Origin of the sequence: Leisingera sp. ANG59 (assembly GCF_013317235.1) — a bacterium.
In the GTDB taxonomy this organism is placed as follows: Bacteria; Pseudomonadota; Alphaproteobacteria; order Rhodobacterales; family Rhodobacteraceae; genus Leisingera.
The window spans coordinates 39,861-63,498 of record NZ_WLCM01000025.1 but is presented as its reverse complement, the minus strand read 5'-3'; the positions used below and the strand labels follow the sequence as shown (position 1 = coordinate 63,498).

At 61.4% G+C, this 23,638-nt stretch carries 19 protein-coding genes and 6 pseudogenes; 8 read left to right on the top strand and 17 right to left on the bottom strand.

Features of this window, described 5'->3' with window-relative positions:
• The 3 genes and pseudogenes from istB to GKC28_RS18500 form a co-directional block, all read right to left on the bottom strand.
• Nucleotides 1–647 (bottom strand): IS21-like element helper ATPase IstB (gene istB, locus GKC28_RS18510; RefSeq protein WP_302480810.1); only part of this gene is annotated, 647 nt, incomplete at its 3' end.
• A gap of 132 nt (nucleotides 648–779) precedes the next feature.
• Nucleotides 780–1,634, bottom strand: a pseudogene (gene istA, locus GKC28_RS18505) (IS21 family transposase); the annotation flags it as partial.
• A gap of 133 nt (nucleotides 1,635–1,767) precedes the next feature.
• Nucleotides 1,768–1,917, bottom strand: a pseudogene (locus tag GKC28_RS18500) (helix-turn-helix domain-containing protein); the annotation flags it as partial.
• Nucleotides 1,918–2,101: 184 nt separating this feature from the next.
• Between GKC28_RS18500 and GKC28_RS18495 the strand changes: the two are divergent.
• The 3 genes and pseudogenes from GKC28_RS18495 to GKC28_RS18485 all read left to right on the top strand — a co-directional run bounded on the left by GKC28_RS18495 (nucleotide 2,102) and on the right by GKC28_RS18485 (nucleotide 6,180).
• A pseudogene (locus tag GKC28_RS18495) lies at nucleotides 2,102–3,120 on the top strand (IS110 family transposase).
• Nucleotides 3,121–3,657: 537 nt separating this feature from the next.
• Nucleotides 3,658–5,426, top strand: a pseudogene (locus GKC28_RS18490) (cation:proton antiporter); the annotation flags it as partial.
• A 181-nt stretch (nucleotides 5,427–5,607) separates the two neighbouring features.
• Nucleotides 5,608–6,180, top strand: coding sequence for a hypothetical protein (locus tag GKC28_RS18485; protein ID WP_174148477.1), 573 nt, complete (start codon nucleotides 5,608–5,610; stop codon nucleotides 6,178–6,180).
• Between the two features lie 94 nt (nucleotides 6,181–6,274).
• On the opposite strand, the gene GKC28_RS18480 is transcribed toward GKC28_RS18485, so the two are convergent.
• Together GKC28_RS18480 and GKC28_RS18475 are read right to left on the bottom strand one after the other, a co-directional pair.
• Entirely contained in the window at nucleotides 6,275–7,621 is a 1,347-nt protein-coding gene (locus GKC28_RS18480; protein WP_174148476.1) for a LysM domain-containing protein, read from the bottom strand.
• Between the two features lie 128 nt (nucleotides 7,622–7,749).
• Complete coding sequence (locus GKC28_RS18475; RefSeq protein WP_174148475.1) at nucleotides 7,750–8,442, bottom strand: Crp/Fnr family transcriptional regulator; 693 nt, start codon at nucleotides 8,440–8,442, stop codon at nucleotides 7,750–7,752.
• Between the two features lie 132 nt (nucleotides 8,443–8,574).
• Here GKC28_RS18475 and GKC28_RS18470 point away from each other — a divergent pair, with 132 nt between their 5' ends.
• Genes GKC28_RS18470 through GKC28_RS18460 form a run of 3 tightly spaced genes read left to right on the top strand, consistent with a single transcriptional unit; the run spans nucleotide 8,575 to nucleotide 10,900 of the window.
• Entirely contained in the window at nucleotides 8,575–9,099 is a 525-nt protein-coding gene (locus GKC28_RS18470) for a FecR domain-containing protein (RefSeq protein ID WP_174148474.1), read from the top strand.
• The gene (locus GKC28_RS18465; protein ID WP_174148473.1) at nucleotides 9,096–10,013 is read left to right on the top strand and encodes a CHASE2 domain-containing protein; all 918 of its coding nucleotides are present in this window, start codon (nucleotides 9,096–9,098) and stop codon (nucleotides 10,011–10,013) included. Before GKC28_RS18470 ends, GKC28_RS18465 begins: the two co-directional genes overlap by 4 nt.
• Nucleotides 10,010–10,900 carry an adenylate/guanylate cyclase domain-containing protein gene (locus GKC28_RS18460; protein ID WP_174148472.1) on the top strand — a complete coding sequence of 297 codons (891 nt, stop codon included), beginning with the start codon at nucleotides 10,010–10,012 and terminating at the stop codon, nucleotides 10,898–10,900. The genes GKC28_RS18465 and GKC28_RS18460 overlap by 4 nt, the downstream gene beginning before the upstream one ends.
• A gap of 9 nt (nucleotides 10,901–10,909) precedes the next feature.
• On the opposite strand, the pseudogene GKC28_RS18455 reads toward GKC28_RS18460, so the two are convergent.
• The 10 genes and pseudogenes from GKC28_RS18455 to GKC28_RS18410 all read right to left on the bottom strand — a co-directional run.
• Nucleotides 10,910–11,206, bottom strand: a pseudogene (locus GKC28_RS18455) (transposase); the annotation flags it as partial.
• 26 nt (nucleotides 11,207–11,232) lie between these two features.
• A pseudogene (locus GKC28_RS18450) lies at nucleotides 11,233–11,988 on the bottom strand (IS256 family transposase); the annotation flags it as partial.
• A gap of 330 nt (nucleotides 11,989–12,318) precedes the next feature.
• Nucleotides 12,319–12,822: a flavin reductase family protein gene (locus GKC28_RS18445; RefSeq protein ID WP_174148471.1), complete on the bottom strand. Its 504-nt coding sequence runs from the start codon at nucleotides 12,820–12,822 to the stop codon at nucleotides 12,319–12,321.
• A gap of 136 nt (nucleotides 12,823–12,958) precedes the next feature.
• Nucleotides 12,959–13,987, bottom strand: a complete 1,029-nt coding sequence (locus GKC28_RS18440; protein WP_174148470.1) for a methionine synthase — start codon at nucleotides 13,985–13,987, stop codon at nucleotides 12,959–12,961.
• 41 nt (nucleotides 13,988–14,028) lie between these two features.
• Entirely contained in the window at nucleotides 14,029–15,009 is a 981-nt protein-coding gene (locus GKC28_RS18435) for a DUF1852 domain-containing protein (protein WP_174148469.1), read from the bottom strand.
• 300 nt (nucleotides 15,010–15,309) lie between these two features.
• Nucleotides 15,310–16,182, bottom strand: a complete 873-nt coding sequence (locus GKC28_RS18430; protein WP_174148468.1) for a LysR family transcriptional regulator — start codon at nucleotides 16,180–16,182, stop codon at nucleotides 15,310–15,312.
• 69 nt (nucleotides 16,183–16,251) lie between these two features.
• On the bottom strand, nucleotides 16,252–17,166 hold the full coding sequence (gene prpB / locus GKC28_RS18425) for a methylisocitrate lyase (RefSeq protein ID WP_174148467.1): 915 nt from the start codon (nucleotides 17,164–17,166) through the stop codon (nucleotides 16,252–16,254).
• 10 nt (nucleotides 17,167–17,176) lie between these two features.
• Nucleotides 17,177–18,334, bottom strand: coding sequence for a 2-methylcitrate synthase (prpC, locus tag GKC28_RS18420; protein WP_174148466.1), 1,158 nt, complete (start codon nucleotides 18,332–18,334; stop codon nucleotides 17,177–17,179).
• Between the two features lie 11 nt (nucleotides 18,335–18,345).
• Entirely contained in the window at nucleotides 18,346–19,860 is a 1,515-nt protein-coding gene (locus GKC28_RS18415; RefSeq protein ID WP_174148465.1) for an MmgE/PrpD family protein, read from the bottom strand.
• Nucleotides 19,857–20,210 carry an acyl-CoA thioesterase gene (locus tag GKC28_RS18410; protein WP_254604302.1) on the bottom strand — a complete coding sequence of 118 codons (354 nt, stop codon included), beginning with the start codon at nucleotides 20,208–20,210 and terminating at the stop codon, nucleotides 19,857–19,859. Before GKC28_RS18410 ends, GKC28_RS18415 begins: the two co-directional genes overlap by 4 nt.
• A 153-nt stretch (nucleotides 20,211–20,363) precedes the next feature.
• Here GKC28_RS18410 and GKC28_RS18405 point away from each other — a divergent pair, with 153 nt between their 5' ends.
• Together GKC28_RS18405 and GKC28_RS18400 are read left to right on the top strand one after the other, a co-directional pair.
• Nucleotides 20,364–21,761, top strand: a complete 1,398-nt coding sequence (locus tag GKC28_RS18405) for a short-chain fatty acyl-CoA regulator family protein (RefSeq protein ID WP_174148463.1) — start codon at nucleotides 20,364–20,366, stop codon at nucleotides 21,759–21,761.
• 212 nt (nucleotides 21,762–21,973) lie between these two features.
• Nucleotides 21,974–22,120, top strand: coding sequence for a hypothetical protein (locus GKC28_RS18400; RefSeq protein ID WP_368041147.1), 147 nt, complete (start codon nucleotides 21,974–21,976; stop codon nucleotides 22,118–22,120).
• Nucleotides 22,121–22,365: 245 nt separating this feature from the next.
• On the opposite strand, the gene GKC28_RS18395 is transcribed toward GKC28_RS18400, so the two are convergent.
• Together GKC28_RS18395 and GKC28_RS18390 are read right to left on the bottom strand one after the other, a co-directional pair.
• Complete coding sequence (locus tag GKC28_RS18395; RefSeq protein WP_174148462.1) at nucleotides 22,366–22,872, bottom strand: hypothetical protein; 507 nt, start codon at nucleotides 22,870–22,872, stop codon at nucleotides 22,366–22,368.
• A 65-nt stretch (nucleotides 22,873–22,937) separates the two neighbouring features.
• A complete protein-coding gene (locus tag GKC28_RS18390; RefSeq protein ID WP_174148461.1) occupies nucleotides 22,938–23,636 on the bottom strand; it encodes a CbtA family protein in 699 nt (232 codons plus the stop codon).
• Nucleotides 23,637–23,638: the final 2 nt, after the last annotated feature.

Here is a 23,638-nt window from a genome sequence, read left to right as displayed (position 1 = left end):
ATGACCACAGCGTGGTGCAGGAGCCTGTCAAGAAGCGCGGTGGCAACAACGGGGTCGCCGAAGACCTCGCCCCATTCGGCGAAGCCGCGGTTTGAGGTGAGGATCATGGCGCCCTTTTCATAGCGGGCGTTGACGAGTTGAAAGAACAAGTTGGCGCCACCGGTGGTGATCGGCAGGTAACCGATCTCGTCGACGATCAGCAGAGACGCCCGGGCATAGAAGCGGATCTTGTCGGCCAGCCGGCCCTCCCGCTCAGCCTGGCTCAACGCTGCAATCAGATCGGCCAGGGTTGCACGATAGACGCTCTTGCCCGCCTTGACCGCGGCCACGCCGAGCGCCGTGGCCAAATGTGATTTTCCCGTGCCTGGCGGGCCAAGAAAGTGGACGACTTCGGCCCGGCGGATGAAGTCGAGCTGGGCCAGTGCCGCGATCCGTTCCCGGTCGAGCGACGGCTGGAAACTGAAGTCAAAGCTCTCGAGCGTCTTGGCGGGCAAGAGTTTGGCGGTGCGCAGCGCCACGTCGATCCGGCGGGTCTCCCGCGTGGCGTATTCCTCGCTCAACAGCGTGTCGATTGCCTCGATGGCGGTAACTTCGCCTTTTTCCAGCTGCTGCAGCGTGTGATCGAGAGCTTCGAGCGCGCGCGGCATCTTGAGGCCGACCAAGGCGCCCCGGATACGATCAAGCATATCGCTCATGACCGGCTCCCAGGGGCGGCGCAGCCGCTGCGGCGACGGCGGCAGGGGCGGCCTTGGCGGCGGTGCCTTGCGGTGCGCAGGGTCAACTCGCCGCCGGGCCTTGCCTTCCAGGACCGGATGGCGGGCGATCAGCTGCCCGTCTTCGAAGATGCGCAACTCGGTGGCATGATGCTGGACTTCGAGCGTCCGGCGGCGGGCAGTATCGGGAACGGAATAGTAATTCCCGCCAACCGAGATCATCCCGTCCTTGCTCACCCGGCGTTCCACAGTCAGCACAGCGCTGTAGGGAACCGCCGGCAGCGGCTTCAAATGCGCAACCTCTCCGGCAACCCCGGCTTCATCCTCTCCGATCACGGCCGTTTTCATGCGGTCATAGAGGATTTCTTCAACGGCACCGCCCATGGCGGCGAATGCCGCGATGTGACAGCGCAGGACAGACTGCAGGTTCTGGCTGGCAACAAAGCGGCCCCAAAGCCAGCGGCTATGGCCAAGCACCATCGAGAAAAGCCAAACCTTGCGGACAACGCCGGGATCATCGGTGAACTCCACAGTGAACTCGGCAAAATCGACCTGAGCCTGTTTCCCAGGCGGGGTTTCAAACCGCCGCTCAAATTGGGTTTGTTTGGCCGGGCGGACCTCGCGGAGGAAATCGGTCACCATGGTATAGCCACCCTCGTAGCCCAGTTCCCGGATCTCGCGCAGCAGACGCGCACCGCTCAGATCGGGGAAGGTCTGAACGCGCTCCTGCAGGTAGCGCTCAAAGGGTTCGATGATGCGGTCCCGTGCAGCCCGCGGGCCGTAGGTCGGCGCTTCGAGGCCGCGTTCCAAATGCTTGCGCACTGTCTTGCGGTCACAGCCAACTTTCCGCGCGATCGCGGAAATGCTGAGACCCTGTTTCTTCAGATCATGGATCAAAACGATCTCCCTCAGTCCCTTCACCTGCCTGCCCCTGTCACTCTTTGTTTGGAGCATCAGGCCTGTGTCCCGCGGCAGCGCCAATTCCGAATATTTGAGGTTCGGAATTGACCCTGCCGCTCACGGCTGGGGAATTTTCAAACGGCGGTTTTGNGCGTTCCAAATGCTTGCGCACTGTCTTGCGGTCACAGCCAACTTTCCGCGCGATCGCGGAAATGCTGAGACCCTGTTTCTTCAGATCATGGATCAAAACGATCTCCCTCAGTCCCTTCACCTGCCTGCCCCTGTCACTCTTTGTTTGGAGCATCAGGCCTGTGTCCCGCGGCAGCGCCAATTCCGAATATTTGAGGTTCGGAATTGACCCTGCCGCTCACGGCTGGGGAATTTTCAAACGGCGGTTTTGAGATGGGATGGTTGCCGTCTTCCCCTGACGGCATCGAAACGTGCCAAGATCGTGATGTCTTGAGCCCCGCAACAGAGAGGACAGAAACATGAAGGATATGATAATCGGAGTGGATCTGGCAAAGCGCGTTTTCCAAATCCATGGAGCGACCATGGCTGGAGAGGTGAAGCTCCGCAAGAAGCTGTCGCGGGCACAGTTTCGTGCGTTCATGGCCTCGCAGCCGGTATGTCTGGTCGTGTTTGAGGCGTGTGGAGGCGCCAATTATTGGGCCCGTGAGATGGAGGCGCTCGGCCATAGCTCCAAGCTAATAGCGCCGCAGTACGTTCGGCCATTTGTAAAAAGGCAGAAAAACGATGCGGCCGATGCAGAGGCGATTGTGATTGCGGCGCGCCAGCCCGAGATGCGCTTTGTGACACCGAAAACGGCGGAACAACAGGCGAAGGCTGTGCTGTTCCGAGGGCGCGAGCGACTTGTCCATCAACGCACTGAGCTCGTGAATGCACTTCGGGCGGTGCTGTACGAATATGGCTACGCGTTCCCAAACGGTCTGCGCCATCTGGAGCGGATTGAGGCCGCTGTCAAAGACCCCAGCTGCGACCTTCCGGGGGTCGTCATCGCGGAGTGCCAAGATCTGTTAGCGCAAATTGCTGAGAAAACAGAGAGGGTCAAGTCGAGGACTGAAACCCTGAAGGCAGAAGCGACACAGCACAACGCCTTCAGACGATGCCCGGTGTCGGCGTCCTGACCGCGCTGGCGGTCGAAGCGTTCGCGCCGGATATGACCCAGTTCAAGTCTGGCCGGGACTTTGCTGCCTGGCTGGGACTTGTGCCGCGGCAGCACTCCACTGGCGGGAAAGCGCGGCTCGGGCGAATATCGAAATCCGGGCAAGTCGATATTCGGCGTCTCCTGATCATCGGCGCAATGTCCAGGCTGAACTGGTTGGGACGCAAGAGGATCAGGGAAGGTTCCTGGCTCGCCCGGATGCTGTCGACAAAGCCCAAAATGTTGGTCGCTATCGCGCTTGCGAACAAGATGGCTCGCCAAGTTTGGGCAATGCAGACGAAAAACGAGAATTATAAGGATCCGGAGCAGGCAGCTGCCGCATGAGAGCGTAGTGCCCTGCACCGGTACCAAGGGGGGTGTAAGAAGCCGACCACCTGAATGGGCGAAATGATCGAATAGATCTGGGTCAGGAAAACCAGATAATCTCCCAGTGCCACCGAGCCCGATTTTGAGATTTGGAACTGATCCGCTGATCACCATACCGGCCCGCGGCCAGTGGAATGGTCGCACCTTCGAGGCCTGACACAAGACCGCACTCGATCATTCCCAACAAGGTGACAAAGGCTCTTGCATAATGGGCGGCAACCACACAGGGAGATTACGTCCGGCGGTTACAGNGACCACCTGAATGGGCGAAATGATCGAATAGATCTGGGTCAGGAAAACCAGATAATCTCCCAGTGCCACCGAGCCCGATTTTGAGATTTGGAACTGATCCGCTGATCACCATACCGGCCCGCGGCCAGTGGAATGGTCGCACCTTCGAGGCCTGACACAAGACCGCACTCGATCATTCCCAACAAGGTGACAAAGGCTCTTGCATAATGGGCGGCAACCACACAGGGAGATTACGTCCGGCGGTTACAGCAACTGTCGGTTTCGGTCACCTTGCCCTATCTGGCCTATGTCATTGCCGAGCAGGTGGTGGGCGCCTCTGGGGTCATTGCGGTGGCGGCGGCGGGGCTTTCGCTGCATCTGGTGGCGCCTGGGCGGCTGACGCCGCAGGCCTGGACCAAGCTGTGCGAGCGCTGGGACCTGCTGGCGCATTGGGCGGGGCAATGATCTTTGTGCTGGCGGCACTGTTCATCCCGCGCCTGCTGCAGGAAATCCGGCTGGCGAATTTCGGCCTGATCCTAGTGGTGATCGCGGCCGCCGTCGCGGCCCGCGCGCTGATCCTGTTTGTGCTGATGCCGGTGCTGAACTGGTCGCGGCTGTCGCCTGCCATCGACCGCTGCTACCGCGCAGCCATCCTGTGGGGCGGCCTGCGGGGGGCGCTGACACTGGCACTGGCGCTTGCGGTGACCGAAAACGCGCTGATCCCGCATGAGACCAAGCGCCTTGTTGGCTTTCTCGCCACCGGCTTCGTCCTGTTCACCCTGCTGGTTCAGGGTACGACCCTGCGCTGGGTGGTTGGCCGGCTCGGGCTGGGCCGGCTTTCCACCTTTGATGCGGCGCTGTCGCAGCAGGCGGTTGCGGTCGCTCTGCAGACCGTGCGCGAAGAAGTGGCTGGCGTCACACAAAGCTACCGGCTGAGCCATGAAACCGTGCGCGACGAGGCCAAGCAGTTCGGCATTTGGCTAGACGAGGCGGTGCGGGAGGCGGATGAAACCACCGGCATTCCGGACAAGGACCGGGTCAAGCTGGGGCTGATTTCCGCCCGCGTGACGGAGCAGCTGATCACCGGCGCCGACCGGCTGATCGAAGCCGTCCGGACCCAGGGCCGCTCCGGCTACCGCAGGCGGGCGCGGGGCATGCTGGCCTATGGCCGCGGCTTCCGCCTGGCGCTGGCGCTGCACAACCGCCTGCGGGTGCCGGTGCTGCTGGGCAGGCTGACGGCGGACCGGTTTGAATACATGCTGGCGCAGCGGGTCATTCTTGGCGACCTCGATGCCTTTGTCGACAGCCGCATCCGCCGGATCCACGGCAAACGCGTGGCCCAGCTGCTGCACGGGATGCTGGCCCGGCGGTCGGAAGCGCTGGAGGCGGCCCTGGAGGGGCTGCGGCTGCAGTATCCCGGCTATGCCGAAGAGCTGGAGCGTCTGTTCATCCGGCGCGCGGCGCTGCGGTTTGAGGAGCGCGAGTACCGGACCCTGCATGAAGACGGGCTGATCGGCACCGAAGTGCTGACGGTCCTGCTGCAGGACCTGCTTGCCCGCCGGGCGCAGCTGGACAGCCGTCCGCGGCTGGATGTGGCGGTTCAGCGCGCTGAGCTAATCCGCAGGCTTCCCTTTTTCGAAGCGCTGGACCGGCGCAGCCGCCGGCAGCTGCTGCGCAGCCTGAAGACCGTCCATGTCAATGCGGGCGGCCAGCTGCCAGGCCAGGGCGCCGACGGCGGGAGCGTCCATTTCATCGCCTCCGGCGCGCTGGAGCTCAGGCGGGCGGGCCGGGTGACCCGGCTGGGGCGGGGCGACATGTTCGGCCATGCCGAGCTGCTGACCCCCGGTGCCCGCCTGGCCCAGGCGCAGGCCCGCGCCATCGTCCCGTCTGTGCTGCTGGAACTGCGCGAGACGGAGTTCCGCAAGCTGCTGGACCGCAGCGAGGCCTTGCGGGAGGCCGTGCAGGCGAGCCTGAGCGGTCAGAGGCCCGGCCCGGTTATCCTGCCGGGGACCGTTCAGAACCCGGCGGACTGACCGGCACGGACGCTTCGGCGCCTGGGACCGGGGCCTGTCCGCTTTGCCAGCCCAATCATCCGGGCTAAGATTTGATCAACGGGCCCTGGCGGCGGTTGCGGGTTCGCATTGCCCGCCGCCGGGGGCCGCATGGCAGCAAGTCATACCGGCCCCGGCTGGGCCTTTATTGCGGAGCGCCCCGATGGCTAAGACCAAATACTTTATCGATACCGACATTCAGGCCAAGGCGAAGGTCACGATCATTGATCATGCCAAGCTGCAAAAGATGAGGAAAGGGGAGAAAGGCGTCCTGTTCGGAAAGCACTCGCCGGATTTGAAGCTGATGAACGCCAATTTCGAATGGGACATGGACGGGAAGACCAAGAAAGCCGTCGGCCTGTCTTCGGTCACCCTGTCGATCCGCTACACCGGCCAGATCTACCTGAGCAAAGCCATAGACAAGAAATCCAAGTGCTTTTCCCTGGTCAAGGCGCATGAGGAGGAGCATCAGAAGATCTGCGTCAAAGGCGTCAAGGCGATGAATTCCGCCTGCCAGAAGATCCTGCAGAAACACACCGATGCGATGCTGCGCAAGTACAAGGGCGATTATGACGCCTTTGCCCAGGCCGAGGCGAAAGCCGCCCGGAAGGTGGCGATCGATGCCTACAAGGAAATCGATGACGGGCCGTTCTACAAGGTCGCCGTCAAGAGCCTGTCGATCGACACCGCATCGAATTACGCCAAGATCTCGCCCCACTGCTCGCAATTCGGGTGACGGTGCAGGGGACCGCGCCCGCGGCTGAGGGAGCCTGATGATGGCCGGCCATTCCGGCGGAACGCCGTGACCGGCCTGCAATGCCTGGGAACGGTTATTCCCAGGTCTTGGCCTTCAGCCCCTTCCTGACCTCGGCGTGCAGTTCGACCTCGATCTTCTTCACGTTGCTCCTGCAGAAGGCCTCGAAGGCCAGGTCGGTGACCGGATCGCGCTCCAGCAGCTTGGCAATGCGGCCTGCGAGCTTGCCTTCATCCATCTTGCCTTTGGTTGTCGTGGCGTTCTGTTCGAGGTACTTGTGGACCGGTTTGCCGCTGCTGTCGGAAAGCAGGATCTTCTGGAGGATTTTACTGGTTCCGCTGACGCCAGACCGCACGAAAAGCTTGGCTAGGACTCTACTGGCCATCTCTTGAAAAGTCTTCCTGGAGAATAGCCTCACGGCATTTCCGCCAAGCGCCTTGATCTCCTGCTCTATGATGTGTTTGTAGATTTCGTTGCCCCATTCTTTGAAAAAGATGGGTTTCGAAACCAGCCTTTGCGCCAATCTTGATGCGGCTGGATTTCGGAGAATGTATTCCGACAGTTTCGGAGCGACATATTTGCCTATAAAGCTCGCCACAGCGGCCCCAGCCCCGCCAGAGATCCCGCCCCGGAGCATGGCCTTGGCGGTGGCCTTAGCTGAGCTCTTGTTGGTCACCTTGTCGCCGGCGGCGACCTTGCCGATCTGGTTTGCGCTCTCTGCGATGACGGCTGTTCCGGCACCGATGCCAGTGCCCCAGGCAACCGCGGCAACACCTGAAGCGGGAGCGGCGATAGTCATAGCCACAACGCCAAAAACAAAGAAACTGCCTTCGCGTACGATGGTGAGAGCTGTGGCCCAGCCTTCCGCTGATCCGACCACATCATTGAGCCAGTTGCCGAGTCCCTTGCGGTACATATTGATCTGTTTCTCAGCGAACTTCATGCTGAACTCGAAGTTCTTGTAATCACGCCTTTTGACGGTCTTTTCCAGACTGGCGACAGCGCCCTCCGCCAAGGCCCGCAATGCCACCGGGCCGTCGCCGGACCGGATCAGTAACGAGATGATAAAATGATCGTCGTCCAGATCATTTTGCATTTTGTGCCGGTATTTGGCGCTGTCCAGCTCCCGTTTCATCCGCTTCAGGCTCAGGTCCATGGCCCTGTTCAGCGCCGCCATGGACTGCTTCCATTCCTTTTCGGACAGCGGGTACTGCTTGTTGCCAACCTTGATGATGTAGCATTTCGCCTTTGGGTCCGGCGTATGCACGACCATGCCTTTCTTGAGCGGCTGCTTTTTCCGGTATGCCGCCGCCGCGGGTTTGTTCTTGGGGTGCTGGAGGAGGACTTTCAGGTCCTTGACCTTGTACTTCTTTGCAATATCCTCGAGCGTTTCGCCTTCCTTGACTTTGTGCTGAATCCACATGACCGGGCTCCTTCCGCCGGCGGCTGACCGCTCTGCGGTACAGGAGGCCGCCGGGTCCGCAGTCTAGCCCCTTGGCGGCCGCGGGCCTGTGACGCGCGTCACAGCGCGGGCATATGCGGAGAAGTGCGTCAGCCCGCCGCGGCAATTCTTGCCAGCCCGGCCGGGTCCAAAAGGATGATCCAGCCGTCAGCCAGGCCGATCAATCCCGCCTTCTGCCATTTGCGCAGGCAGCGGTTCACGTTCTCCCGCGATCCGCCGATCATGTCTGCGATCTCGGATTGCGACTGGGCCAGCCGTTTTGCCGGCCTGGCGCCGCCGCCGGACGCTAGGCGCAGCAGGGTCCGGGCCAGCCGGGGCGGCAGCTGGAGAAAGGCGATTTCCATCATCCGTTCGTCCGAGCGGCGCATCCGCGCGCACAGCAGTTCGATCAGCCTGACGGCCAGGTCCGGAGCGGTCTGCAGGACTTGCAGAAAGGCGTGCCGTTCGAGAATGAGCAGCGTGCAATTGGTCAGGGCATGCGCGTCTGCGCTGCGCCCGCCGCCGTCCAGCAGGGCGATTTCGCCGAAGACGTCGCCCTGGTTGAGATCGGTCAGGACGACATCGCGCGCGGTGGGCGCCATCGCGCTGATCCGTACGGTGCCGCGGGCGATCGCCATCATGCTGTCGCCTGGCGAGCCGCAGCGGAAGATCTGCGCGCCGGCCTCATGCCGGCGCAGATGCGCGCGGGCGGCCAGGCCGTGCAGCACCGTCCTGTCGAGCCCGGAAAACAGGGCGCTTTGTGCCAGCAGCGCAGCTTTGGCGGCGAGGCTTTCCTCCGTCATGGTCGTCACAATCCGCGTTTGGCGCCGGAAATCCGGCGATTCCGCATTTCATTTGGTCATCCCCTAAAACTAGGCCATTATGGGCATCTGATCATCATGCTGAAGCGGTCTTGGCGAAAACGCGGGGGGTGCATGTTGAGGAAAGCGTTTCTGATTTTTGCCAGTGCTCTGGCTGCCGCCGTTGCGGTGAGCAGCGCAGCTGTGGGCCAGCAGGGCGGGTCCTGCCAAACAACCGAAGCGAGCGATCCGCCGCGGGTCATTCTGAGCTGCGCGAACGGGCTGGTCATTGAGGCGGAAGCCCCGGATGCAGGCGCATCCGGGTTCCGGCCGCCGGCTTTGCAGCCGCCGCCCGTGTCGGTCGATGTGACCAGCCGGGGGGTGCTGGTCACGCTGCCGCCCGGCAAGGGGCCGTTTCAGATCATGACCCCGCACGCCATCGTTTCAGCGCGCGGCACCCTGTTCGTTGTGGACGTCACTGCAGCCGGCACGGCGGTTTTCGTCGTTGAAGGGCTGGTCGAAGTGCGCCGCCTGAATGGCAGCGATCCGGTGGAGCTGGGCGGGGGCGACGGGGTCACGGTGTCGGCGGGAACGCCGATGGAGGTGAAGCAATGGCCCGCTGAGAAGGTTTCGGCACTCCTGATGCGCTTTGGGCGATGAAGTCGCGGCTGCCGCTTTGGGCTGCAGCGGCGGCGGTGATCGCGGCCTGGGCCTGGGCCGGGCTGCTGGGGGTTCACCATATCGCGGGGCGCGCCAGCGCCCTGGACCGGGCCGAGGCGGTGTTCGCCGACTGGCGGCTGCTGATCGCCGGGCCGCGTCCCGCGCCCCGGGACGTGATGGTTGTTGCGCTGGATGATGCCACCGTGGCGGCGGCCGGCGGATACCCGGTCAGCCGCAGGGCGCTGGCGGAGCTGGTCCGCGCGATTGCAGCGGGCGGCGCCAGGGTGGTGGCGCTGGACCTGCTGCTGGCCGACGGGACCGAAGCTGACGGCGAGCTGGCGCGGGCATTGGAGAGCCTTCCGGCGGTGATCGCGTCAGCCGGGCTGTTCGGCCCGGACGAAGCCGGCCGGCCGGCGGTGCCGAAGACCTCCGGTGAAATCAGGCCGCGGCCGGAGTTTGCCGCCGCCGCCTCGGTGGGGCTTGCCAATATCGCGGCCGATGCAGGCGGCACACCGCGGCACCTGCCATTGGTGTTCGAAACAAGTGAAGGCCTTGCCCCGTCCTTTGTCCTGCAGGCGGTTTCGCTGTACCTCGGCGATGCCGTGCCGCTGGTGCCGGGAGGCGCGCGGGTGGCGGGCGAGGTGCGGCCGATGGACATCGCCTGGCACTTGCCGCTGCGCTACTACGGGGCGCGCGGCACCGTCAGGACAATCAGCGCGCAGTCGCTGCTGGACGGGGCGGAGGCCGGCCTGGACGGGCAGCTGGTGCTGCTGGGGGCGACGGCAACGGCGGTCGGCGACCGTTTCAGCGTGCCCTTTGACCAAGTCATGCCGGGCGTCGAGATTCTGGCGACCGGCATTGCCAATTTGCTGCACGGCTCTCAACTGGTGCGCGGCGGCTGGATGCGACGGTGACGCTGGCTCTTGCGGCCTGCGGCGTTCTGGCGGTATCACTGCTGCCGCTGGCGGTGGGGAGCACGGTTTTCCTGAGCCTGCTGGCGGGGTGGGCTGCTGCGGCCGCGCTCCTCTTCGGTAATGGCTACTGGTTCAGCCTGGCGCTGCCGCTCGCCGGTGCGGTGCCGCCGGTTTTGTGCCTGATGCTGGTGCGCCAGATGTTCGACCGGAGGCAGGCCAAGCTGCAGGTGATGGCCCGGCAGGCCCTGGGCCTGTTTCACGCTCCGGCTCTGTCCCGCCGGATTGCGGATGATCCGGGTTTTCTCAAATCGCCGCGCGCGCAGGACGCCGCGATCCTGTTCGTCGATCTGGGCGGGTTTACCGGCACGTCCGAGCGCCTCGGGCCGGCCGCGACCCGCGACTTGCTGAAGGCATTTCACCAGCTTGTCGTGGAGGAAGCCGACCGGCTGGGCGGCGTTGTGCTGGATTTCATGGGCGACGGCGCCATGATCGGCTTTGGCATTCCGGACCCGGGGGCGGAGGATGCGGAGCAGGCGCTGCGGGCAAGCTTCGGTCTGGCAAGCCGTATCCGGTCCTGGATTGCGGATTCGCCGGAATGCGCAAGCCTGAAGGGAATGCGGGTGGGGGTGCATTGCGGCCCAATCATCCTGTCGCGGCTGGGTCATGAACGGCAGCAGCAGATTTCGGCCTCCGGCGATTGCGTGAATGTGGCCAGCCGCCTCATGGAGGTCGGAAAAGCGCATGGGGCGGCGATCACCGCGTCGTCCCGCCTGCTGTCGCGTGCAGGCCGGACGGCGTCAGACCTGCCCCGGCCGGATGTGACGAAGCCGGTCAAGATCCGGGGGCGCCGCGGAGACATCGAAGTTGTAATGTGGATGCCGGCCTAGGATCAGGAATCATAACCAGTAGATGACGGTTGCTGCGAGGGCGATGGCTGAGAGGAAGACTTTCGGACAGCGGTCATAGCGGGTTGCCACGCGCCTCCAGTTCTTGAGCCTGCCGAACATGATCTCGATGCGATTCCGCTTCTTGTACAGGTGCTTGTCATATTTGACCGGGATCTTGTGCTGCTTTCGGCCGGGGATGCAAGCGCGTAACCCTTTGTCTGGGATTGCCAACTTATTTTCGGATGATTGAAAAGTTGTGGGACCCTTGTCAATCAGGCGGCTATTTCAGTCGCATAGGTATTCCAGAGGTCGAAAGCATCGGTCCTGGCGTGGAGGTAATGCACCCGACAACGCTGCCAGGTCGTGTTCAGCACGCGTGCGACTGAGGCCTTGATGCCTTCATGCGCATCGCTGATGACCAGCTTCACACCACACAGCCCGCGCCGCACCAGATCGCGCAGGAATTCCGTCCAGAAGGTTTCGGCCTCGGACGGGCCGATGGACATGCCCAGCACCTCTCGGCGACCGTCCGTATTGACACCGACGGCGATGGTGACGGCAACGGAGACGATACGACCGCCCTGGCGAACCTTGAGATAGGTCGCATCAATCCACAGGTAGGGCCATTCACCGTCGATCGGACGGGTGAGGAAGGCGTCGACCCGCTCGTCGATCTCCTCGCACAGGCGGCTAACCTGGCTTTTCGAGATGCCGGTACCGCCCATCGCCTGCACGAGATCGTCCATGGAACGGGTTGAGACGCCGTGGACATAAGCTTCTTGAATAACCGCGCTCAGCGCCTTCTCAGCCGCCCGCCGCGGCTCCAGGAAAGAAGGAAAATAGCTGCCGGTGCGCAGCTTCGGAATCCGCAGCTCCACGTTCCCGGCCCGCGTTTGCCAGTCGCGTTCGCGGTAGCCGTTTCTCTGCGCCTTTCGCTCCGGGGTCTTCTGGTGATAGCCGGCGCCGGTTTTTGCGCCGACCTCCAGTTCCATCAGCCTTTCGGCGGCGAAACCGATCATATCTCGAAGAAGATCGGCATCTGCGCTCTTCTCGACAAGCTCTCTCAGGTCCATCATAGGTTTGGTCATCGGGGTCTTCCTTCGGTTCAGGTTGGCTTTCGCAACCCGACCCTACCGAAAATTCACCGATGACCACCGCACCCTTGATGCCGTCCTACAGCGCCTCGTGGTGGGCGCGGACGCCATCAAGGGCGCTACCCGGAGTTACACCTCTCCGTGGGACATGACCCGTGCAAATGTTCGAAACTGCGGTGAAACTGCCTTTCAGTCAGGTCGCCGAGAGCGTCAAAAGATGATTGGGATGGATGGTTTGAAGCCTGTCTCGTGCCCGAAAGCGGCACTTCGAAAGAGCCGCAGTTTGTGCCCAAGCAGGTATGGATCTATCACGTTCAGCAAGGCTCAACCGGCCGGATCGGTGGCAAGGCTGCCGAATTGTCCTGCGTGGAACAGAAGTGGAGCGGCTGCCGGATCTCGGCCAAGATGACGGACACGGCCCAGGAAAAGGACATGATCCCCCGCCTCGACCTGTTGCACAACATCGGCCACCATGACGGCCGCGGCGCCGAGCAAGACAGGCAGGCCGTGACGCTCCAGAAACAGATCCGTCAGTGTCTCGTCCGGGTGCCCTGCAAAATGCATCGCATGCGGGCGCATCTTTTGCGACAGTACATTCACTGCAAAACGGCATGATTTCCGGACCTTGGCCAGCATCTTTGATCGGCGGTCAAGTGCGACGGTGATTAACGGTGGATCCAGCGAGACCGACATGAAAGCACTGACTGTCATGCCGTGATCGCCTTCCGGAGTGCGGGTGGTGATGACCGTCACGCCAGAGGCGAAACTGCCGCAGCAATCGCGAAGCTCGCGCGGGTCAATGATGTTCACAGTGGTCGTGTCAGACACGGTGACCTTCTCCCGTCATTGCATGATGCAGGCGCCTGCCAGCCATTTCCGTTTCAGTAAACTGGCGCGAAAGGCCAATGGGCCGGCTTGCCGGGATCACATCCCCGCAAACCGGAAAGTGGTCAGGAGCAGTTTTTTAAGCCGCTAGTTCTTTGCGGATGATATCTGCACCTGCGCTCAAAGCGTTGAGCTTACCTCTGGCGACGGTGCGCGACAGCGGTGCCATGCCGCAATTGGTGCAGGGGTAGAGCTTGTCTGCGTCTACGAACTGAAGCGCTTTGCGCAGGGTTTCAGCGACGTCTTCAGGCTTTTCAATGGCATTATTTGCCACATCAATGGCCCCGACCATCACCTTCTTGCCGCGAATGAGTTCGATGAGGTCAATCGGAACGTTGGAGTTGTGGCACTCCAGCGAAACCAGGTCGATACTGGACGACTGAAGTTTCGGGAAAGTCTCTTCGTACTGCCGCCATTCGGAGCCCAGCGTTTTTTTCCAGTCTGTATTAGCCTTGATGCCATAGCCGTAGCAGATATGGACAGCCGTTTCGCATTTGAGCCCTTCGATTGCCCTTTCCAAGGTGGCGATGCCCCAGTCGTTCACCTCGTCGAAGAACACATTGAACGCAGGCTCGTCAAATTGGATGATATCGATACCGGCCGCCTCCAGTTCCCTGGCTTCCTGATTGAGGATGGTGGCGAATTCCCAGGCAAGTTTTTCGCGGCTCCTGTAATGGCTATCATAGAGCGTGTCGATCATCGTCATTGGTCCCGGAAGGGCCCATTTGATCGGCGCTTTGGTTTGCTGGCGCAAGAATTTTGCGTCATCGACAAACACCGGCTTTTCGCGGGACACGGCGCCAACCACGGTCGGCACGCTGGCATCATAGCGATCGCGAATCTTGACGGTTTCACGTTTCTCGAAGTCGACACCGGTCAAATGCTCGATAAAGGTGGTGACAAAATGCTGGCGGGTCTGCTCGCCGTCGCTGACAATATCGATGCCTGCGAGCTGTTGCTCGGCGAGCGTGACGCGCAGCGCATCCTGTTTGCCCTCGACACGCGCCTCCCCCTCCAGTTTCCAGGGGGACCATAGTCTTTCCGGCTCTGACAGCCAGAAGGGTTTCGGAAGACTGCCGGCAGTCGAGGTGGGGAGAAGTTTCGTCATATTAAAAGAACCTCGTGGGACTTTCTGGTCGCTGAGAGAGCTCATTGAGCGGCGTATTGGGCGGACCATTCGTCAAGAATGGCGCGATAGGGTTCGATGAAGTGCTCCTCGGCAAATTTGCCCTGCACGAAAGCAAGCTGGCTGCGTTCATGGCGGTCATAGACAATCCGGGTGAGCGAGTGGTCCTGATGCTTCAAACTCGGTTTGAAACACTGGCCGGCAGCGGAGTTCGCGTTGTAAATCTCAGGCCGGTAAATCCGCTGGAAGGTCTCCATCGTGCTGATTGTCCCGATCAGTTCGAGATTCGTGTAATCGTTGAGCAGATCACCGAAAAAGTAGAATGCCAGAGGGGCTGCACACTCTGGCGGCATGAAATAGCGGACGTCCATCCCCATTTTCCGGAAGTACTGCTCGGTCAAGGAGCTTTCATTCGGCTCATATTCCGTGCCCAGTACGGGATGCGCGTTGGCGGTCCGGTGATAGGTCTTGTTATCCGCAACGCTGAGGCAGATCACTGGCAGTTTCTGGAAATGACCCTTGTAAGCCTCCGAATTCACGAAGCATTTGAAAAGCTTTCCATGCAGGTCGCCGAAGTCGCCAGGAATGCTGAAACTAGCACGATCTTTGTTGTGCCCTGGAAGAACAACGCTGAAATCATAGTCGCGTATATACGAGGAAAAGTTGTTCCCAACGATGCCATCGATCCGCTTGCCGGTTTTTCGATCAAGGATCGCCGTCTTCAGAACTTCGATCGCAGGGAAGGTCTCGCCTCGGCCTTCTACATCCATCTCGACGGAAATGATATCGAGCTCGACAGAGTAGCGATCTCGCTTGGGATTGTCCCATTGCGCCAAATCATTGCAGCGATTGTCGATCATCCGCAATGCGTTTCGCAGGTTCTTTTGACGGCTTTCTCCGCGAGCCAGATTGGCGAAATTGGTGGTCAGCCGCGTGCCGTCTGTGGGCTTATAGTTTTCGTCGAAACGAAGGCATTTGATCGTGAAGCTGAAGTCTTCGGTCATCGTGTTCGGGGATCCTGAAAATCTGAAATGGAACTTCAAACAGTGATAGCGGCCGGGCACTCCGATCAGACGCCCTGATTGCGGGTTTCAATTTCTCAGGCAACTGCTGTAGTCACTCGCTCCCTGAGAGGCATGAGCGCTGTATGCCGAAGCTCAGGCATGAAGAAAAATGACATTTTTCAAGGAGTTCATGACAGAGTGTCATGCCACCTGTGCGGGCACCATAAAACAGGCGTCTTGCACCGCATCTCTGCCGCATACGCGCTATCAGAGGGGCACCTACAATGTGAGGTGGGCCGTTCAGACCTGAACGGTTTCAGCCAAACGCATGAAGCCGTCTATGTAACTGGCCGCCGGCCCTGTGCGTTGACCGAGGTGAATGGACTTGGCGATCCCGTTTCCCAAGCGCACACCTGCCACGCCTTTGGCCTCGCGAAGCAGCCAGTCGGGAGTGGCGCTGACCGCACGTCCCGAGGCAACCAGACGCAGCATCAGATCCGTCGTCTCCACCTTTCGGTGGCGGCGCGGCAGGGCATGGGCGGGGACGAGGAAGCGAGTGTAGATGTCCAGCCGCTCGTTGGCGACGGGGTAAGTGATCAGGGTCTCACCTGTAAGATCCCCAGGCTCGATGCGTTGCTTTTGCGCCAGGGGATGGGTCTCGGCGACGGCCAGAACCAGTTCGTAATCGAAAACAGGCTTGTATTCGAGCCCGGGACGGTCGACCGGATCGGGGGTAACCAGAATGTCGATCTCGTGCCCCAGAAGCGCAGCCAGCCCGCCGAACTGGAAGGCTGAGGTCACATCCAGTTCGACATCGGGCCATTCTGCCAGAAACGGGTCCACTACCCGCATCAGCCAGTCCTGACAGGGGTGGCATTCCATCCCCACCCGGATCACGCCTCGCCGCCCGCGCGCATAATCTTCAAGCACCCCGGCGCCATGTTCAAGCTGCGGCAACACCCGCATCGCCAGCCCCAAAAGGTAGTCGCCCGCAGGGGTCAGACGCAGTTTACGGCCCTCGCGCTCCCAGAGTTTCACCTCGTAGCGCTCTTCGAAACGGCGGATCGCATGGCTGACCGCCGATTGACTAAGGCACAATTTGTCCGCGGCTAGTGTCAGGCTTCCGGTCCGCTCAATTTCGCGCAGGATGGCCAAAGGCTGGATATCGATCATTAAGCGTGCCTCCTCGTCAAGTAGCGTTGAGGTACGCAGGTTTCATGTCTTGATCAACCAGCGCGGCAGCTACATCCTCCAATCCGGCGCCACCGACGCGGCGATGCTCTGGTCCAAAGCCTCGAACTCCCCAAGGCCGATTGTGCCGTACAGCTCTTTGCGGGTTTGCATGCGGTTCAGCATCGACTTGGTCGCACCGTCGCGTGCAAGCGCTGTGTAAAGCTCTTCTTGCGCACGGTTGGCAACGCGCAACGAGGAGACAGGCCAGATCACCATGTCATAGCCCAAGTCCTCGAATTCTTGTGCAGTGAGAGAAGGCGTTTGGCCAAACTCTGTCATGTTCGCCAGCAGCTTCACGCCCGGTAGCGCCGCACGGACCTCGCGGAACATCTCTATACTGCTCAGTGCTTCGGGAAAGATCGCGTCCGCACCCGCCTCGGCATAGAGCTTTGCCCGTGCAACTGTGCCCTCGACCCCTTCTGAGGCCGCTGCATCAGTGCGGGCTATGATGACCAGGTCGCGCCGCGCCTTGGCCGCCGCCGCGACCTTGGCGGCCATGTCGGCGGGGCTGGCCAGCTTCTTGTCGTTCAGATGTCCGCATTTCTTGGGTAGCAGCTGGTCTTCCAGATGCACAGCCGCCGCCCCGGTCTCTTCAAACGTGCGGACCATATGCATGACGTTCAGCGCCTCGCCATACCCCGTGTCACCATCGACCAGCAGTGGCAGGCCCGAGGCCCGGGCAATCTGGCGAATAAAAAAGGCAACTTCATCAACGGTAATGATCCCAAGGTCCGGCAGACCCATTGAGGCGGTCATGGCCGCGCCCGAGAGGTATAGCGCCTCGAACCCCGCCGCCTTAGCCTGCAGGGCGGCCATACCATTATGGGCACCGGGCAGGCGCAGGATGCCGGGGCTGTCGAGCTGAGCGCGAAGCCGCGCACCGGCGGGGGCCGAAGGGTGATCGGCAGCAATAAGATAGGGCATTGGCGTCTCCTCAGGCGACACGGATGGACCTGCGGCCGCGTTCCGTCAGCGGCACAAAGCTGCGGTTTTCAGGCCCGGTATATTGCGCCGAGGGGCGGACGATCTTGCCATCCGTCCGCTGTTCGATCACATGCGCGCCCCAGCCCGAGGTCCGCGAGATAACGAAGAGCGGCGTGAACATGGCTGTCGGCACCCCCATCAGATGATAGGACACGGCGCTGAACCAGTCGAGATTGGGGAACATCCGGCGTTCTTCGGCCATGACGGTTTCGATCCGGGCGGCAATATCAAACAAGCGCGTGTCGCCCGCGTCTTGCGCCAGCTGCTGTGCCACCCGCTTGATAACCACGTTGCGTGGATCAGCAACGGTATATACCGGGTGGCCGAAGCCGATCACGATCTCTTTCTCCTGCACCCGTTTGCGGATATCCTCGCCCGCGTCTTCCGGTCCGGTATAGCGGGATTGGATGTCAAAGGCGGCTTCGTTCGCACCGCCGTGTTTAGGCCCGCGCAAAGCGCCAATCGCTCCGGTAATCGAGGAGTGCATGTCCGCGCCTGTTGAAGCGATGGAGCGAGCCACGAAAGTCGAGGCATTGAACTCGTGCTCGGCATAGAGGATCAGCGAGGTTTGCATCGCCCGCGCATGTGCCGCGGAGGGCGCACGCCCATGCAGCAAGCGCAGGAAATGTTCAGCGATCGAGGTCTCGTCGCCTTCCACGTCAATGCGCCGGCCGTTTTGGGCGAAGTGGTGCCAGTACAGCAGCATCGAGCCGAGCGAGGCCATCAACCGGTCTACGTTGTCTCGCGCCCCGGCAGGGTTGTGGTCATGCGCCTCGGGCAAGGTGCAGCCAAGCGCCGAGACGCCGGTGCGCATCACATCCATCGGGTGCGTTGCGGCGGGCAGAAGCTCCAACGCCTGCCGCACCGTGGCGGGCAAGCCCCGCAAGCGGGCAAGCTTCGCCTGGTAAGCGGCAAGCTGCGCCGCATCGGGCAGGTCGCCATGCACCAGCAGATGGGCGATTTCCTCGAAGGTGCAGGTCTCGGCAATATCCAGGATGTCATAGCCGCGGTAATGCAGGTCATTACCGCTGCGCCCAACGGTGCAAAGCGCGGTGTTTCCAGCCTCGACCCCAGACAGGGCCACGGATTTCTTAGGCTTCGGTGTCATTTGAACCTCCCTCAAGCCTTGAAGTCGAAGATACCTGCGGGCCGCTCAGCCCCCATCTGTTCAGGATCAACCGCGAAGTTCAGCGTACCCAGATCTCCCGCTTTCAAGTCGCTCAGTGCCTCAGCCGCGCCCAGGAAGCGCTTCTGCTCCTCGGACGAAACGATGCCTTCGGACAGGGTCAGGAACTTGCGGACATAGTTTTCGCGAGCAAAGGGGTGCGCGCCCTCCGGGTGGGCATCGGCCAGCGCCAGTTCGTCCTTGATCACGCGGCCGTCCTTGAGTGTCACGACAACACGCCCGCCAAACGCTTTTTCCTTCGGATCGCGCGCGTGGTAGCGGCGCGTCCATTCCGGGTCTTCGACGGTCGAGATCTTATGCCACAGTGACACTGTATCCGGGCGGCTGGCGCGTTCGGGGGAATAGCTTGCCACATGGTGCCAGCCGCCATCCTCCAGCGCGACCGCGAAAATGTACATGATTGAATGGTCCAGCGTCTCGCGGCTGGCATTCGGGTCCATCTTCTGAGGATCGCCCGCACCGGTGCCGATGACGTAATGGGTGTGGTGGCTGGTGTGGATCACGATGCTGTCCACAGCTCCCAGATCGCCGATCATTGGCCCCATGCGGCGCGCGAGGTCAATCAGGGCCTGGCTCTGGTATTCGGCGGAGTGCTCCTTGGTGTAGGTGTCGAGGATTGCCCGCTTGGCTTCACCCGGTTCAGGCAGAGGCACATGATACAGCGCGCTTGGGCCAGACAGCAAATAGGCAATGAAACCGTCCTCTCCTTCCCAGGCAGGAGATGGCGCGCCTTCGCCGCGCATCACACGGTCCACGGCTTCGATTGCCATCTTGCCCGCGAATGCCGGGGCATAGGCTTTCCACGAGGAAATCTCTCCCTTGCGGCTTTGCCGCGTGGTCGTGGTCACATGCAGGGCCTGCTGAACCGCCTGGTAAATCGTCTCGGTTCCGAGGCCCAGGAGCGTGCCGATCCCAGCGGCGGCGGAGGGTCCGAGATGGGCGATATGGTCGATCTTATGTTCATGCAGGCAGATGCCGCGGACCAGATTCACCTGAATTTCATAGCCGGATGCCAGCCCCCGGATCAGTTCAGCACCGGATTTCCCAGTATGTTGCGCCACAGCCAGGATTGGCGGGATGTTGTCGCCGGGATGCGAATAATCGGCAGCAAGGAAGGTGTCGTGAAAGTCCAACTCGCGCACAGCAACACCATTTGCATAGGCCGCCCATTCTGGGCTGACCCGCGTCTGCGATCCCACGCCGAAGACCGCCGCCCCTGGCCCGTAGGGATGGCACAGCGCCTGCGCCCTGGCTGAAGCCACCGGGCGGCGCGCCAGAGAGGCGGCGGCGACGGCGGCATTGTCAATGATGCGGTTGATGATCATCCCGGTGACGTCTTCCTCGACCGCAACAGGATCGGCCGCGACCTGCGCGATTTTCCAGGCCAGCTGGTCTTCGCGCGGCAGATCTTCAGCCGATTTGTACATACGGACATCATGAATTTTCATGCGGTTTCCTCCAATGCGGGAACGGGGAAGGGGCGGCCATCGTCATCGACGGCAACCATGGTGAAACTTGCTTGTGAAACAGGGGTGCAGCTGCCTGCCTCAGGGAGTTCACACAGGCCTGTCACGCGGACCTGCATTGATGTACGCCCGACACCTGTTACTGTTGCGCTCAGCACAAACAGGGTGCCCATCGGTACCGGCGCTGTGAACCGCGCATCCGAGCAAGCTGCAAGCACGACCTTTTGGCGCGCATGCCGACTGGCCGCGATAAACGCCGCGCGCGTCATCAGCGACAGGCCCCGGCCGCCGAACAGCGTCCCGTAATGGTTTGACTGATCCGGCAGGATCATTTCCGTAAGGATGGTTGGGTCTGGCATTTCTACTGCTTCACAAAATTAGCAAAACAGACTTCTCACACATTGAGAGCCCCGATAAACTACTGAAAAAGTGCGGTATTGCGAACGGAATCTTGTAGATTTGCGAATTTTGCAAAAGGCGAAGATATGAAGAAAGCCTTTATGGGCGTGCGTCTGCGTGTGCTGCGCGAAGAGCGCGGCCTGACCCAGAGCGGGCTGGCGAAGATGCTGGATATCTCGCCCAGCTATCTCAATCAGATCGAGCGCAATCAGCGCCCGCTGACCGTGCCGGTTCTGTTGCGTCTCAACGAAGTGCTGGGATTGGATGTGCAGCTCTTTGCAGAAGGGGACGAAGCGCGGCTGGTCACAGACCTGCGCGTTGCGCTTGGCGAACAGGGCAGCGCGCCGGGCACTGCGGAACTGCGTGAACTGGCCTCAAATATGCCGGGCATCGCGCGATCCATTGTCGAGCTGCAGCGCCGCCTGCGTGAAGTCACCGAACGGGCCGATCTTCTGGCCGAACGCGTTTCGGGCGGAGCAGGCACTCCGCTGCCGCCGACCGCCTTCGAGGCCGTCCGCGACTGGTTCTACGAGCGGCGGAATTACGTGGGTCTGCTGGACGAAGCAGGCGAGGCCATCGGCGACGGCTTGCCGCCCGGAGCCATGGCTGAAGGATTGGCCGCGCGGCTGGCCGGGCGTCACGGCGTGAAGACCAGGATCGCAGAAGACGGCGCCATACTGCGCCGTTATGAGGAGGCTTCCCGCGTCCTGCACTTAGCCGCGCATCTGTCACCGGGGCAGCGGGCCTTTCAAATGGCCGTGCAACTGGCTTTTCTTGAACAGGAGACCGCGATAGGGCGACTGGTCGCAGACTCCGGCCTTGATTCCGAAGCATCCGCGCAATTGCGCATCGGGTTGGCAAGTTATTTCGCAGGTGCGGTCATCCTGCCCTATGGCGCCTTTCTCGAGACCGCCGAGGCACGCGAGTACGACATTGAACTCGTTGGGCGCCATTTCGGCGTAGGTTTTGAAACTGCCTGCCACCGGTTGTCTACGCTGCAGCGTCAGGGAGCCAAGGGGGTGCCTTTTTTCTTTATCCGCGTGGATCGCGCGGGCAATATCTCGAAACGGCAATCGGCCACGGACTTCCATTTCTCTCGCTTTGGTGGCTCCTGCCCGTTGTGGAAAGTCTATGAAGCCTTCTCACGCCCCGGAGAAGTTGTGACCCAAGTGGCGGAAATGCCCGACGGACGCCGCTATCTGTGGATCGCACGCACGGTCGAGCAAGGCCCGGGTGGATTCGGTGCCGCACGCAAGCAATTTTCCGTGGCCCTTGGATGCGACCTGTCTCATTCCGAGCGACTGATTTATGGGCGCGGCTTGGACACGAAAACCTCCGATGCCGTGACCCTTATCGGCCCGGGCTGCAAGCTCTGCGAGCGTGAGGGCTGCCGCCAGCGCGCTTTCCCAATGATCGGACGGCCGCTTGATTCAACGACCACACAACGCAGCTTTACGCCATATAAATTTGCAGCCCGCACGTAGGGGTGATCCCGCCTCATCGGTAAAATCGGCAACCTGCGCCTCGACCGAACTGAAAACGCTCAGCCCTTTCGAACTTGGCGCTGGCTGTCATGCCTAGGTGCTTTCAACAGTTGCTGCGCCTCGAGTAGCCGCACACCTAGACCTACCGCTCAAACCGCCTGACGGATACCGGGCGCCAATTGGCCGAGGCATGCCGCAAGCGCTACCGGATTGTGGCAGAATTCCATATCACCCTGGGCATTTCCAAAGATGTGGCCGAGCGCGATGCGGAGAGTATTGAGCATCATGTGAGCGAAGATTACCTTCACGTTTTGAAGGCTTTTTTTTGGGGAAAAGGCGAGCCAATGCGAAGTGTCTAATGAAATGGCCATTTCGCAGTATGCAGCGCTCTCGAAGATAAAATTGCGTTCTGATGTAGCCTGCGAGCGAGAAGCAATGGGGCTTCCTGAGACCTCCGCATTTGACGTTCGTTCCGGGAAAGAGTTGCCTCGCTCCACCGACATTAAAGCCGAGTTGCTCGCGCAGAGTTCTTTGCTGCTCACTTCATCAACACCGTTGTCGCATTAGCGCTTCGCTGGTGGTTTTACATGTCCAGAAATGGCGCTCAAGAATCTTCGCCGTCTGTCTGAACTGTCAGTTTGGCCTCGACCGGCACGCCTTCGACCATCAGCGGGTTGTGACTGTTGCCATTAAGCGAAACTTTTACTTCAACGTCTCCTTCAGGCAGCGATGGGAGGTGTATCCAATCGGCATAAAGGCGAGCCATCTTTTGGCCGTTTATATAGACATGCGCATGACCTTCGCCGGGCACGTCGGCAGTGGAGGCGTTTTCCGGAGCAAAGCGGAAGTTCTGCGGTGTCACCCGCAGGTTCCAGCCGGCCATCGGGTCCTTGTGCAGCTGGATTGCAACGCTGGGCGCATCCGGGCCTGCGGGGAGGCTGACGGCCCGGGAGTGGTTGTGCGCCGCCATTTGGGTGTTGCCGCCGCCGTGATGGGCCGGGTCGCCGTGGTCATGGCCGTCAAAGGTAACGCCGTTGCCGGCTGCGATCACAAACCCGGCGCCGCCGCCAAAGATCAGGCCAATGGCAAACAGAGCGAGAGAGCGGGACATTTCGGTTTCCTTGGAAATTAACCTCCCCGCCGGACGGCACCGGCGGGGAGGGTCTGGGAGCCGGATCAGGCTGCGGCTTCCGCGCGCTTGCCTTCGGCCTGCCAGAAGTATCCGGCAAAGCTGACCAGAAGCACCCAAGCCGCCATGCCGATACCTAAGACACGGGAGGCAAACAGCGCCCCGATCTCGGTCGGCACCGGTCCTGAGAAGCTCTCCGGCTCAGGCGCACCGACAATATGCGGCGCCATCAGCAAGAATGCTGCAACCAGGTAGCTCACCAGGTTGCCGCCAAAGGCGATCAGCCACATGGCCACACCGGAAGCCCCCACAGTGATGGCCCACCAGATCTGGCGCGCCCCCACGTCCGCGGCGGCGACACCCGGCACTTCCGGCGCCAGCGACAGGCCGGGTGCGAAGTGGAAAGTGATGAACCCCGCCAGGCCCCACAGGATGCCGGTGCGCGCGTTGATCTCATGGCCCTGGCGCTCCGCCACCGACATCAGCGCCGCCATCACCAGCGCATAGCCGGTGTAGGTCAGCATGGTGAAGATAATGCTCAGGCCATCGCGCACCGGCTCGGCGAACATGCCGGGCAGGTCGGGATGGGCAGTTACCGGGTCAGCGCCGAAATGCACCAGGTCGCCGCCCTCGTAGAGTTCGGCGTGGAGCAGCACGGGCTGCACGAAATACAGCTGCAGGAAGGCGGTAATCAGCCCTGCTGCAGCGCCAGCGAACAGGCCGCTGGTCAGAATACGGCTGAACATGG